Origin of the sequence: Gilliamella mensalis, assembly GCF_900103085.1 — a bacterium.
Classification (GTDB): Bacteria; Pseudomonadota; Gammaproteobacteria; order Enterobacterales; family Orbaceae; genus Gilliamella; species Gilliamella mensalis.
The window spans coordinates 1-13029 of the sequence record NZ_FMWR01000002.1; the positions used below are offsets into that span (position 1 = coordinate 1).

Annotated in this window: 11 protein-coding genes and 1 pseudogene; 3 read left to right on the top strand and 9 right to left on the bottom strand. The window is 36.9% G+C overall.

From position 1 onward, the window contains the following. Positions 1 to 732: 732 nt before the first annotated feature. Together ilvN and ilvI are read right to left on the bottom strand one after the other, a co-directional pair. On the bottom strand, positions 733 to 1227 hold the full coding sequence (gene ilvN / locus BQ5209_RS00340) for an acetolactate synthase small subunit (RefSeq protein WP_085246601.1): 495 nt from the start codon (positions 1225 to 1227) through the stop codon (positions 733 to 735). Continuing rightward, the gene (gene ilvI, locus BQ5209_RS00345; protein ID WP_085246602.1) at positions 1227 to 2945 is read right to left on the bottom strand and encodes an acetolactate synthase 3 large subunit; all 1719 of its coding nucleotides are present in this window, start codon (positions 2943 to 2945) and stop codon (positions 1227 to 1229) included. Before ilvI ends, ilvN begins: the two co-directional genes overlap by 1 nt. A gap of 282 nt (positions 2946 to 3227) precedes the next feature. Here ilvI and ygfZ point away from each other — a divergent pair, with 282 nt between their 5' ends. Next, positions 3228 to 4103 (top strand): tRNA-modifying protein YgfZ, encoded by an 876-nt coding sequence (ygfZ, locus tag BQ5209_RS00350; protein WP_085246603.1) that lies wholly within the window; start codon positions 3228 to 3230, stop codon positions 4101 to 4103. Positions 4104 to 4176: 73 nt separating this feature from the next. On the opposite strand, the gene BQ5209_RS00355 is transcribed toward ygfZ, so the two are convergent. The 5 genes from BQ5209_RS00355 to ppdD form a co-directional block, all read right to left on the bottom strand. Beyond that, positions 4177 to 5334 (bottom strand): M20 aminoacylase family protein, encoded by a 1158-nt coding sequence (locus tag BQ5209_RS00355; RefSeq protein ID WP_085246604.1) that lies wholly within the window; start codon positions 5332 to 5334, stop codon positions 4177 to 4179. An 838-nt stretch (positions 5335 to 6172) separates the two neighbouring features. Further along, positions 6173 to 6922 (bottom strand): prepilin peptidase, encoded by a 750-nt coding sequence (locus BQ5209_RS00360; RefSeq protein ID WP_085246605.1) that lies wholly within the window; start codon positions 6920 to 6922, stop codon positions 6173 to 6175. After that, positions 6922 to 8097, bottom strand: coding sequence for a protein transport protein HofC (hofC, locus tag BQ5209_RS00365; protein ID WP_085246606.1), 1176 nt, complete (start codon positions 8095 to 8097; stop codon positions 6922 to 6924). The genes BQ5209_RS00360 and hofC overlap by 1 nt, the downstream gene beginning before the upstream one ends. Further along, positions 8094 to 9203 (bottom strand): ATPase, T2SS/T4P/T4SS family, encoded by a 1110-nt coding sequence (locus tag BQ5209_RS00370; protein WP_085246607.1) that lies wholly within the window; start codon positions 9201 to 9203, stop codon positions 8094 to 8096. The genes hofC and BQ5209_RS00370 overlap by 4 nt, the downstream gene beginning before the upstream one ends. A 39-nt stretch (positions 9204 to 9242) precedes the next feature. Next, entirely contained in the window at positions 9243 to 9674 is a 432-nt protein-coding gene (gene ppdD, locus BQ5209_RS00375) for a prepilin peptidase-dependent pilin (RefSeq protein WP_085246608.1), read from the bottom strand. A gap of 201 nt (positions 9675 to 9875) precedes the next feature. Between ppdD and ampD the strand changes: the two are divergent. Continuing rightward, positions 9876 to 10421: pseudogene (ampD, locus tag BQ5209_RS10965) on the top strand (1,6-anhydro-N-acetylmuramyl-L-alanine amidase AmpD); the annotation flags it as partial. Then, positions 10404 to 10727 (top strand): YqcC family protein, encoded by a 324-nt coding sequence (locus BQ5209_RS10970; RefSeq protein ID WP_370737817.1) that lies wholly within the window; start codon positions 10404 to 10406, stop codon positions 10725 to 10727. The pseudogene ampD and the gene BQ5209_RS10970, both read left to right, overlap by 18 nt. 122 nt (positions 10728 to 10849) lie before the next feature. Here BQ5209_RS10970 and mltG read toward each other — a convergent pair whose 3' ends face one another. Both mltG and alr read right to left on the bottom strand, forming a co-directional pair. Continuing rightward, a complete protein-coding gene (gene mltG, locus BQ5209_RS00385) occupies positions 10850 to 11872 on the bottom strand; it encodes an endolytic transglycosylase MltG (protein WP_085246609.1) in 1023 nt (340 codons plus the stop codon). Positions 11873 to 11879: 7 nt separating this feature from the next. Continuing rightward, positions 11880 to 12965, bottom strand: a complete 1086-nt coding sequence (alr, locus tag BQ5209_RS00390) for an alanine racemase (protein ID WP_085246610.1) — start codon at positions 12963 to 12965, stop codon at positions 11880 to 11882. Positions 12966 to 13029 lie beyond the last annotated feature (64 nt).

Consider the following 13029-nt stretch of genomic DNA (forward strand, 5'->3'; position numbering starts at 1 on the left):
GCTCATCACCGTCAACATGCAACACCGATATCGGCGCACCCAGTCCATCAATGGTTAAGCTATAGCGGTTATGGCTCACCCCGCCCAAACCACCAAGCAATTTGTCAGCGAGCCCCTCACCTAATTGACCCATTAGGTGATTAAGCTTGTTTTCCATATTGTTCTCCTCAATTCCTTATAATTCATGCAGGCTATTTTTAGTTATGTTATTTGTGCATCGTTATGCATCTGATTATGGTGCTAAGCACAAACGATTATGCAAGCAGAGTATAAACTATTTTAATGAAAGTTTAATCTTTTTTATCTTGCTTAATATCAATTATAGGAATTATCCATATGTTTTACTGTAATTTAAGAAACAAAGGTAATGAATAGGCATAAAAATATTATGCACAGGCAAGAAAAAACTTTATCAATAGAGAGTAATTGGGCTTTTATTGATACTTGATTTATTGGCATATTTTAGCAACAAACAAAAAATTCTCAGGTAGAGCATTGATTTTTTTATTTTATTTGATTTTTTATTTAATGCTTTTTAAGCAAAATTAAATAGTTATAGGGTGATTTTGTTTGTGGTGGATTTAGATACATTTGAAAACTTAATTTTACTATTTTTTATGTTGCTTTTAATAAACAAAACTAAAACCAAATAGTTACCATTTTACACTAATATTTTAGACCTCATTAAGGCGCATTATGCGCCTTAATTAAATATGTTAACAATAAATATAGCTATTTGACTGTTTTTTCACTGCGCGATAAGCCTATAATCCCAGAACGAACGATTTCGACAATATTACAAGTTTCACGAATTGAAGCTAAGAATGAGTCTAGCTTTTCACTCGTGCCCGATAATTGTACGATATAATGAGTTGCAGTCACATCGACAATCGATCCTCTAAAAATATCGGCACAACGTTTTACCTCGTCACGCGCATCAGAACCTTTTGCGGCAACTTTGACTAGCATGATCTCACGCTCTACATGTGGCCCTTCGGTTAAATCATGCACACGATAAACATTAACTAATTTATGCAACTGTTTTTGGATCTGTTCAAGAACATGCTCATCACCCGTTGTTTGAATCGTCATACGATGCATAGTTGGGTCTTCAGTTTGCGCGGTAGTAATTGTTTCAATATTAAAACCACGTTGTGAAAATAAGCCAATTATTCTTGATAATGCGCCGGGTTCGTTTTCGGTTAAAATTGATAAGATATAACGCATTAGGTTCTCTCCGTTTTACTAAGCCACATTTCGTTCATTGCCCCACCTCGCACTTGCATTGGATACACATGTTCAGTAGCATCGGTCATGACATCAACAAAAACCAACCGGTTTTTAATTGCTAACGCTTGTTTCAGTTTAGGTTCAAGCTCTTCACGTTTGGTTATCATCAAGCCAACATGTCCATAGGCTTCTGCAATTTTGGCAAAATCAGGTAAAGATTCCATATAAGAACTGGAATGCCGTCCTGCATAAATCATATCTTGCCACTGCTTAACCATGCCTAAAAAACGGTTATTTAAATTTAAAACCAGTACAGGTAATCCATATTGTAATGCGGTTGATAGCTCTTGAATATTCATTTGAATACTGCCATCACCAGTTACACAGACAACGGTTTTTTTAGGGAATGCTAATTTAACCCCTAAAGCTGCTGGCAAGCCAAATCCCATGGTGCCAAGTCCACCCGATGTAATAAAGTGACGCGGTTTGTCAAATGGGTAATAAAGTGCTGTAAACATTTGATGTTGACCCACATCAGTTGTCACAAAAGCATCACCTTTAGTTAATTTATATAGCACTTCTATCGCTTCTTGTGGTTTAATGCTTTCACCGTCATGACGATAAGCCAGACAGTGACGAGCTCGCCAATGTTCGATTTGTTTCCACCAATCGACTAATGCATCCAAATCACGATCTACATTTAGCTCATCGATTTGAGATAACATTGTTTCAACAACCATTTTTGCATCACCCACAACCGGTATACTTGCCATAATGGTTTTTGATATTGAGGTTGGGTCAATATCAACATGAATAATTTTGGCTTTAGGGCAATATTTTTCAACATGATTTGTTGTTCTGTCATCAAACCGTGCACCTATAGCCAAAATGACATCGGCATTATGCATAGTCATATTCGCTTCATAAACACCATGCATACCAATCATGCCAAGGTAGTGTTTGTCAGTACTAGGGAAGGCGCTAATACCCATTAATGTTGAAGCAACTGGTAAATTTAGTTTTTTAGCAAGCGTTTTGAGCGCATCACTCGCATTGGCTGCAATTACGCCACCACCAATAAATAAAACGGGTTTTTTAGCTGCTAGCAAAGTCGTTAACGCTTTTTTAATTTGTCCTTTGTGACCTTGTATCGTTGGATTGTAAGAGCGCATGGTGACAGATTTTGGATAATGATAGTTATACTTATTGGCAGGATTAACCACATCTTTTGGCAAATCAATCACCACTGGCCCTGGCCTACCTGTCGATGCGATATAAAACGCTTTTTTGATCGTTTCGGGGATATCTTTACTATCTTTAATTAAAAAACTGTGTTTCACAATGGGGCGTGAAATTCCAACCATGTCACATTCTTGGAATGCATCGTTACCAATCAAATTGCTAGCAACCTGCCCAGACAATATTACTAGCGGTACAGAGTCCATGTATGCTGTTGCAATGCCGGTAATGGTATTTGTTGCCCCAGGACCTGACGTCACTAACACAACGCCAACATCGCCTGTTGCCCTTGCATAACCATCAGCCATATGTACTGCGGCTTGTTCATGACGCACTAAAATATGTTCAATGCCACCTATCGTGTGAATAGCATCATAAATATCAAGAACACTACCACCGGGATAACCAAATATCTGTTTTACTCCTTGGTCAATCAAAGATTGAATAACCATCTCTGCGCCTGACAGTTTTGCCATGGTTGTTGCCTCCAATGTAACTGATTTGTCATTTTATGAACCATTTTGCATCAACTTGTAAGCAAAATCAATAAAGTCAACTAGCTAAGTGCAGTACAAATAACATTGGGTGCTAACAATATTAATTATTGAAATATTATGAATAATATCCATAACCTATCAATTTTATTTAAATATTGATAATTGATTTATTGTTATTTTTTTATTTTTTATATACACTCAGAACCTAAGTATTTCTAGCCATAATGGTACTAGGATTCTTCATTACCCAAAGGTACAAATATGAGTAATATTTCTTCTAAACCAATCTCTCTTTCTGACTGGCAATTAATTAAAGTCTCTGGTGACGATAACCGTGTTTTCCTGCAAGGCCAAATAACCAATGACATAAATCGACTTTCAGAACAATCTACGCTCTATGCGGCTCATTGCGACAATAAAGGCAGAATGTGGAGTACTTTATTGTTATTTCAACGAGGTAACGATATTTACTACATTGAGCGTAAAAGCGTTGTGAAAAAACAGATTGCTGAACTGGCAAAATACGCTGTTTTTTCTAAAGTAACTATCGAACCTGTCCACGACTTAAACATGGTTGGCTTGATTGGTAATGCAATCCCCGCCATAGTTGCAGAAAAATTAAGCGATAAAAGCTGTTTTACTGAAAATAACATCACCTATATCAAGCTACCTTTACCGGAAATGCGCGTTATTATGGTCACGCCAGATCCTATTTCGACTGATTTAAATCCATGCAGTGAATGGCTAAAACTTGATTTACAAGCAGGTTATCCAGTCATTGATGGTGACAATATGGCAATATTATTACCACAAGCCTGTAACTTACAATCTTATGATGCAATCAGCTTTGAAAAAGGTTGCTACTGTGGTCAAGAAATGGTCGCAAGAGCACAGTTTCGCGGAGCAAACACCCGTGGGATGTATGTAATAAAGGGTACCAGTGACGTTCTTCCAAAAATCGGCAGTACACTCGAATACAAACTTGCCGGTGGCTGGCGAGAAGGGGGACTTGTATTAGCCGCAGCCAAACTGGATGAAAAAGACGGCGTTTGTGTCCAAGTCGTACTTAATAATGGGCTCGATTTAAATACCCCATTTAGAGTTTATGGGAATGACAACAGCCGAATGACATTTTAATTGTTTTTAACTCATATAAGCTGGAATAACATCACATTTATTCCAGCCATCTTTATATGCCTATCGTGTAAACTTAGTTAGCAAGTTCTTGGTTAACAACTTCAACGAAATAACTTACACCAGTTGTTAACACTTCATCATTGAAATTAAAGGCTGGGTTATGTAAGTTAGCACCTTTACCAGCACCTAGCCAAACATATACTCCTGGTATTTTTTGCAACATAAAAGCAAAATCTTCTGAGCCCATTGAAGGAAGAGGATCAATAATTACGTTATCTTTCCCAACGATTTTTTTAGCCGCAGTGATAGCAATATCGGCTTGTTTGGCGTAATTAATTGTCGCAGGGTAACGGCGTTGATAATCCACTTCAGCCTTAGCTTCAAAAGTTGTTGCAATACCTGTTGCTATTTGCTTAATGCGACTTTCAGCCATATCTTGCACTTGGGCACTAAATGTCCGAACCGTGCCACGAATCACTGCTTCTTGTGGTAACACATTCCAGGTATCACCACTATGGATTTGCGTTACGCTAACAACCAACGAACTTAAAGGATCAGCATTACGACTCACAATACTTTGTAAACCATTGACGATTTGTGTAGCCGTTACGATGGTATCTTTGCCAAGATGAGGAGCAGCAGCATGCGCACCCACACCTGTTATTTTGATTTCAAATACATCATACGATGCCATCATGGGACCATGATTGATATAAAAGTGATTTAACTCCATATTAGGTTGATTATGAATGCCATACACCGCTTCAATCGGGAATTGTTCAAATAAACCGTTTTCAACCATAACGCGTGCTCCACCTTCATTTTCTTCGGCAGGTTGAAAAATAACTACAACGGTACCAGCAAAATCACGGTGTTCACTAAGATACTTGGCTGTGCCTAGCAACATAGCTGTGTGCCCATCATGTCCACATGCATGCATTTTGCCATGCATGGTTGAACAATAATCGATATTATTTTCTTCAACAATATCTAATGCATCAATATCAGCCCGAAGCGCAATCCACCGCCCTTCTTGATTACCTTTAATAATACCAACAACACCCGTTGGGGCAAAATCAGTATATAATTCCGTAATACCAAAAGAGTGTAGTTTTTCGATAATAAATTGGGTGGTATTAACTTCTTGGAAAGCGGTTTCGGGATGAGCATGAATATGATGACGCCACGCAATCATTTCGCTTTTTAGTTCATTTATACTATTTGATATCATGATATAATTCCTTAATTAGTAACTGATTTACAGCATAACACGCTGATTTAGCTAGCACTATAACGCGATTTTCACTTTTATAAAAATAACTATTTTTACTATGGATAGCAATTTTGGTTATATGTTGCATATATTGAACAGAATGATTACGTTATGCACTTTTAACACAGTATTGATTAACAAAAATTGACTGAAACGTAAGGTTTCCTGAAACTTTTTAACAACAATTTCAAGTAATACTCATACGCAGGAATTATTCGTGTTATTTACAGTAATTCAAAAAATTGCTTTAATGAATAGGCAGCACACCACCTCTCAAACAAAAGAGATAGCCCTTATAACATAAAGTAAAATCACCGTCACCAATTGGACTAACTGTTTTATGTTAGTCGTTTATTTATAACACTGAAAGACCTCATAGACATTAAATAGCCTGACGCAATTGCATATAAAACACAAAAACAGGCTGCCTAATTTTCTACATGAGTAGTGTGCTCGCTATGGGATATTTACACAACTATTAACATTTTATGCTTTATTTTTTGTAAAAAATATTCAGGATTCTATACCGTTTGGTGATTAATTGAGACTCCACAGTATTTATTGAATAACGTATGATAACCATTGTATCAACCAAACATTCACGAAAACTACCAACTTTCAAATGAATGGGTAAGCTGAAAGCGTGATATGTACTTTAATGGCGATATAGTATAATCAGGACATAGTTAGCGATTCAAAAGATAAAACACAAAAGGTTAAGCGATTTTCGACAAAGCGCCTTATAAGATTTTAGAAGGTTATTTTAATCATAAAATGTAAACCAGCCGACTCTTCCCTACAAATAATAATAGATCACATAACCCGATATTAATAAAAAAGGACCAAATGGAATAATCTTTGTAATATTTTGATTGAGTGCATATCGCAAAAAAAGATAGTACATAATCCCCAGTAACGAGGAAAAAAACAATAATAGAGGTAATAATGTATAAGGTAGCCAAGCTCCCAATGCGGCAAGTAGTTTGATATCTCCACCCCCTAATCCCTCTTTTTTAGAGATTAAATAAAATAATGTGGCGGGTATTTTTAATAACAAATATCCTAAAAAAATGCCCAGTAAAGCATCGGCTAACTCAATGTTTGTTATATTGAAATAGGCAAGCATAATACCTATCCACATCAACGGTTGCGTAAACAGATCAGGTAATAAATAGTATTTAAAATCAATGAACGCCAACAGTAAAAAATAGCAGCCAAGAAGCATTAAAATACAACTTTGAAAATTAATACCTTTATCAAAATAGATAATCGCAAATAATGCTGCGACAAATAATTCAACAATAAGATAACGACATGAAATCTTGACTTTGCAATAATGACAGCGCCCTTTTAGTATTAGCCAAGCAACAACTGGCACCAATTGCCAAGCATTGAGTCGATGATGACAATGTGGGCAAGCAGATCGGTACACACTAATGCGGTATAAATATTGGCAAGTCGTCAGTGTTGGCAAATAGCGACAATAAGCGACATGCACAAAGCTACCCATGCAAAGCCCCAAATAGATGATAATAAACATTAGCATTAGTGAATCACCTCGCCCATTTGAAAAATAGGTAAATACATCGCCACAATTAAACTACCAATAATCAAGGCTAATACAAGCATTAATAATGGCTCAAACGCTTGTGATAGATTATCAGTTAAAGTCTGATTTTGTTCTTGATAATAGAACGCTAGCTTATCAAGCATTAAATCTAACGTACCTGACTCTTCTCCCACAAAAATGAGTTGAGCGCATAAGTGGGGAAAGTGTACTTGCCGATGTAATACATGGCTAAATGAATACCCTTGTTCAATGCCTGTAATGATTTGAAAAAGACTATCACGATAAAGACAATAATAAGTGGTATTAGCCGCTGCAGCTAAACCGGCTAATAATGGTATGCCTGCTTTTTGGGTGATAGCAATGGTTTGAAAAATTTGGGCTAAGCAACTGGTTTTAATCACCTGACCGATAAAGGGAAATTTAATTACCATCGCCTCTATTTTATGGCGATAACGCACTTTTAAATAGCGTTGATAACATAAATAACTGATGAAAAAGACTACGCACCAAATTAACCAACTTTGTTGTAAATAGTTGGAAAAATCGATAATCGCTTGTGTAAAAGCTGGCAACTCGGCATCGAAATCTTGATAAATATCCGAAAATTTTGGTAAAACAAATAATAACATCACTAAACTTACAATTACCGCAACTAATAATAAAAATAGTGGGTAACGCATTGCCTTTTTGAGTTTTTTTTGTAATTTTATTGATTTTTCAAGTAATAACGCTAACTGCTCAAAGCTTTCGTCAAGCTGCCCTGTGAGTTCACCGGTTGCAATAATTTCGCAATACAGTGCAGAAAACACCTTGTGATGTTGCTGTAATACTTGCGATAAAAATTCGCCTTTAGCAATTTGCTGTTTAATATCAAGTAGCAGATATTGCCAGTGTGGTTTGGTTTGTTCTTGGGCGAGCAACTGTAATGTATCAATGATGGATAACCCCGCCTTTAACATAGTCGCTAATTGTTTGGTAATGATCAGCAGATCAGCACGATTAAAACTACGTGCGGTAATAACATTACCTGCTTTGATCTTAATAGCGATTTTACCTTGTAACAATAACTGACGTTTAACAGCTTGTGGTGATTTAGCGATGATTTTGTGTTGATTAAAATCTATATCATACCAATAATAGAGCCGATTCATACCGTATCACCCAATACGCGATTTAATTCAGCTAGTGTTGTAATGCCCTGTTTAACTAATGTTTGCCCAGCCATTTTTAGCGAAGTCATATTTGAAGGAAAAATAGTTTGATTCGCTAATATTTGCTGTTGAATATTGGGGGTGATGACTAAAAGTTCGTATAGTCCAATTCGTCCTTTATATCCACCAATACACTTTGGACAGCCCGAAGCCACATAATGTGGCACCTGGTCGTTACTTAACTTAATCCGTTCACTTGCCACCGCCTTGCAGTGTGAGCAAAGTTTTCGCACTAGTCGCTGAGCGATGACTAATTTTAAACTTGATGAAAGTAAATAATTTTCAATGCCCATCTGTTTTAAGCGGGTTATTGCCTCGACACTTGAATTAGTATGCAAAGTTGAGAGGACTAAATGCCCTGTTTGCGCAGCTTGAATAGCAATTTCGGCAGTTTCACGATCGCGAATTTCACCAATCATCATTACATCAGGATCTTGCCGTAGTAAGGCACGTAAGACCATAGCAAAGGTTAACCCAGCTTTAAGATTAATAGCAGTTTGGTTAATGCCCTCAAGAGGAATTTCAATAGGGTCTTCAACACTGCAAATATTACGTTCGGTTTTATTTAACCATTTTAATCCACTATATAATGTGACCGTTTTACCACTACCAGTTGGTCCAGTAACTAAAATCAATCCTTGGGGATAATCTAGAATTTGTTTGAACGTTAATAGATCAGTATCAGTTAACCCCAAGTCATTGATTGTTAATTCAGATTCATGATTATCCATTACTCTTAAGACAATCTTTTCACCATGCATAACCGGTAAAGAGGCTATACGCATTGTGTAACGGTCAATCACAAGTTGACCATCTTGGGGCAATCGATGCTCAGCGATATTTAACTTAGACATGATTTTTAGCCTTGCTGTTATCTGTTTAGCCAATGCAAGCTGTGGTGATAACATATCATGTAAAACACCATCAATGCGCATGCGAATACGATAGCTATGTTGGTAAGGTTCAAAATGAATATCCGAAGCGCGCTTTTCTAATGCTTCAAGCAACAATTTGTCGATACTTTCAATTAGCTGTTCTTCTTGCATAAAGGCGCTTCCTTATTTATTAATCGTCAAATACGAACATTAAAATTTAAAGATCTCTTCACAAGCACTGGTTAAACTTTCATCGACTGGCGATGTGGTGCAAACGCGATTCCAATCTAAATTACCGTGAGTGGCATTGATTGTTGGTGTCAGTGTGGTGGTTAACCCCGCTAAGGCACTGGTTCCAACCAAGGTAATAACGCCATTATTGACCGTTATTGAAGTTACATAGTTAGATGTTCGGCTTGCCGGTACACCATTATTACCATTACTACAATTGGTTAAACTGCCTTGCTCTACAGCACAAATTTCGACAGCCGTTTTATAAGATGTCATGGTTTGCAGCATATCAGTCAACGCCGCTTTTTTTACATATCCTTGATATGCAGGCACACCAATAGCCGTTAAGATAGCAATAACAATAATGGCAATCATAAGTTCAAACAACGTAAATCCCGATTGATTAGACATAAATACCTCGATTTTTCAGTCAATGATTTAATAGAAGAGCCTTTATAGCAAAACAAAAAAATGGAATAATAGCGAAGTAGTAAGTTTGGAAAGAAAAGTCCATTACGCAATTCGTTATTACGTTGTATGCTCAATTTTCGCGAAGCAGATCGCAAAACAAACAAATCCATACATCGGTTTATTAGATAAGTTGGAGTCAATATGTCCCTAAAAATTGTTAACGGTTGGTTGCAAGGTATAAAACACGTCGTTTCACCTTTTTATAATGAACGACCAGCCAATAAACCGATATCATTACTTGTTATCCATAATATCAGCCTACCGCCCAATCAATATGGAGGGCCTTATGTTGAACAATTATTTACAGGTCAGCTCGATCCTAATAAGCATCCCTACTTTACTTCAATTTATCAACTTGAAGTCTCAAGCCATCTGTTTATTCGGCGAGATGGCGAAATCATTCAATTTGTGCCATTTGATAAACGCGCTTGGCATGCAGGGAAATCCGTATTTGCAGGGCAAGAGAATTGTAACGATTTTTCAATCGGTATTGAAATAGAAGGATGCGATAGCGACAGTTTTACTGAACAACAATATCAGCAATTAGCGAACGTGACACTATTATTACAACAAACTTATGGGATCGAAAACATAGCTGGCCACAGCGATATAGCCCCAGATCGTAAAACAGATCCTGGTCCCTGTTTTGATTGGCACCATTATCGAAGTTTGTTAGCACAAAAATCACAAGAACAAAAGCTACTCAATCAAATCGAGCAAATTATTGCAGAGTTACAAAAAATCGATTTATGGCAAATCACACCACCAAAACCTGATGCATTTTTAAGCCAAGAGCCCTTTGCGCTTGACACCATGCAAGCACACGAATGGTTACAATGGATTTTTATTCCACGAATACAAGCCATGATTGACGCTAAAGTAAACTTGCCAAAATTTGCTTTGCACCCATATTTTGAAGAAGCGTTAAAAGAGCAAGAACAAGATGTTAATCGCCTGCTCAATCTTATTAAACAGCTTGATGAATTATCATAAATTAACAAGATAAAATGTACCGCATTAATATACGGTACATTAGTGTGTAATAATGGTTAAAGCCGAAAAAATCGAATAAAAATCGATCAGAAAAGGCATTGATTTTATTTAATTTTTTAAATCTAATTTCCACTATTCGATAACTGTCGATATACATTCACCGCTTGCTGATGGTTGCTATAAGTGGTTGAAAAGGTATGCCCACCTGTTCCATTCGCAACAAAAAACAGATAATTGGTTTTAGCTGGGTGCGCGGCTGCTTCTAATGAAGCAAGGCTTGGCATTGCAATAGGTGTTGGCGGGAGCCCCTCAATGACATAGGTATTATAAGGATTTTGGGTATCGGTTAAATCAACCCGCCTAATGGTACCTTTATAGTTATCACCTAAGCCATAAATAATGGTTGGGTCAGTTTGTAACTTCATTTTACTTTTTAAGCGATTAACAAATACCGAAGCCACATTTGCCCGTTCAGAACTGATGCCGGTTTCTTTTTCAATGATCGATGCAATAATAAGTAGCTCATAAGGCGATTGGTAAGGAAGATTGCTATCGCGGTTATCCCAGATTTTTTGCAAGTTACTTTTCATGGTCATATGCGCGCGTTTTAAGATATTAATATCTAATGTATCAGCCGTATACAGGTAAGTATCGGGCGATAACCAGCCTTCAATAGACCCTTTAATACCAAGTAGCTTAGCAATGTCTTGTTCTGTTTTACCAGCTAATGTTTGTTGAATATATGGGGCTGACTGAATAATATTTAACCAATCTTTAGCGCGTTTACCTTCCACAAATTGGATCGAAAAATTGATCTCTTTGCCTGATACCAACAATTGCAAAAATTCTTCGACTGTCATATGTGGATGCAATTGATAAGTTCCTGCTTTAATGGATCTTAACGATGGGTTTAATTTGCATAAATAAGGTAGCAAATATGCGCTTTGAAGTAATTTACTTTCTTTAACTTGCTCAACTAACTGATGCATAGATGTGCCTTTTTTTAAAGTAAACATCTGGTTTTCGTCAGTAACTTGCATTTGCTGTTTAGAAAACTGCTGTAAAAAATAATGACCAATACTAATAGAACCACCCACAATGAGTATTAGGGTGAGTAAAACATATACAAATATTTTTTTTATCATAAATTATTTATCTACTATAGTGGATTTTTGCGCGTGAAGTTAAGCGCGTTATTAATTCGTAAGCACTAATACCGGTATACTTAGCGATTTCTTCAACGGGGAGATCTGGTCCCCAAAATATGACTTCATCACCGGGTTTTTCAAGGCTGTCGATGCCCAAATCAACCACAATCATATCCATTGAAACTCGACCAACAATAGGCACTTTACGACCATTAATCAAAACAGGCGTATTTTGTGGAATACTACGTGGGTAGCCATCACCATAGCCCATCGCAACTACGCCGAGTTGAGTATCTTGTTCACAACACCAAGTCTGACCATAGCCAACCGATTCGCCTTGTTTGTGCTTTCGCACTGCGATTAATTCTGATTTAAATGTCATCGCTGGTTTTAAATCGGCAATTGGTGCATCAAAGGGCGAAACACCATACAAAGCAATGCCTGGACGCACAACATCACGCTGAGCCATTGGCCAAGCCAAAGTGCCACCCGATGCGGCAATCGAACATTTACCTATTAGTGATTTATCGTCAATTGAAGCAATAAACTGATCAAAGCATTCAATTTGCTTTAACGTTTGCTTTGAAGTGAGATCGTCAGCCGAACTAAAATGACTCATAATATTAATCGGTTTACAAACGACAGAACAGTTAGCTAAACGATAAAACTCTTCTTTAGCTTCATCAAGACAAAAACCTAACCTATGCATACCAGTATCGATTTTAAACCATGTAATAATTTGCTTTTCAAGCGGTGATGATTGCAATACATCGATTTGCCATTTGCTATGAATAGCTGGTTGAACATTAAAATTAATCAAATCCCACATATCATCATGTGGAAAAAATCCCTCCAAAGCCACAATAGGCGTATTAATACCTGTATTTCGCAATTGTATTGCCTCGGCAAGCCGCGAAACGCCAAAATAATCTACCTTATCGGCTAATAGCTGCGCAATTTCCTCAATACCATGGGAATAAGCATTGGCTTTAATAACCGCAACTAGCTGACTATTGGGTGCTATTTTTTTTAGATATTCAACATTATGAATAACGGATTGACGACTGACTTCAATAACGGCGATAGACATCTTATTACCTAGATTTTGATTAAGTGATTATTTTAAATTTTGTTTCTAATAATAACAAATTTTT

Bases quoted from the DNA above. Each gene is read 5' to 3' on its own strand.
- ilvN (WP_085246601.1), bottom strand. From the start codon at position 1,227: ATGCGTTATATCTTATCAATTTTAACCGAAAACGAACCCGGCGCATTA.
- ilvI (WP_085246602.1), bottom strand. From the start codon at position 2,945: ATGGCAAAACTGTCAGGCGCAGAGATGGTTATTCAATCTTTGATTGAC.
- ygfZ (WP_085246603.1), top strand. From the start codon at position 3,228: ATGAGTAATATTTCTTCTAAACCAATCTCTCTTTCTGACTGGCAATTA.
- BQ5209_RS00355 (WP_085246604.1), bottom strand. From the start codon at position 5,334: ATGATATCAAATAGTATAAATGAACTAAAAAGCGAAATGATTGCGTGG.
- BQ5209_RS00360 (WP_085246605.1), bottom strand. From the start codon at position 6,922: ATGCTAATGTTTATTATCATCTATTTGGGGCTTTGCATGGGTAGCTTT.
- hofC (WP_085246606.1), bottom strand. From the start codon at position 8,097: ATGAATCGGCTCTATTATTGGTATGATATAGATTTTAATCAACACAAA.
- BQ5209_RS00370 (WP_085246607.1), bottom strand. From the start codon at position 9,203: ATGCAAGAAGAACAGCTAATTGAAAGTATCGACAAATTGTTGCTTGAA.
- ppdD (WP_085246608.1), bottom strand. From the start codon at position 9,674: ATGTCTAATCAATCGGGATTTACGTTGTTTGAACTTATGATTGCCATT.
- mltG (WP_085246609.1), bottom strand. From the start codon at position 11,872: ATGATAAAAAAAATATTTGTATATGTTTTACTCACCCTAATACTCATT.
- alr (WP_085246610.1), bottom strand. From the start codon at position 12,965: ATGTCTATCGCCGTTATTGAAGTCAGTCGTCAATCCGTTATTCATAAT.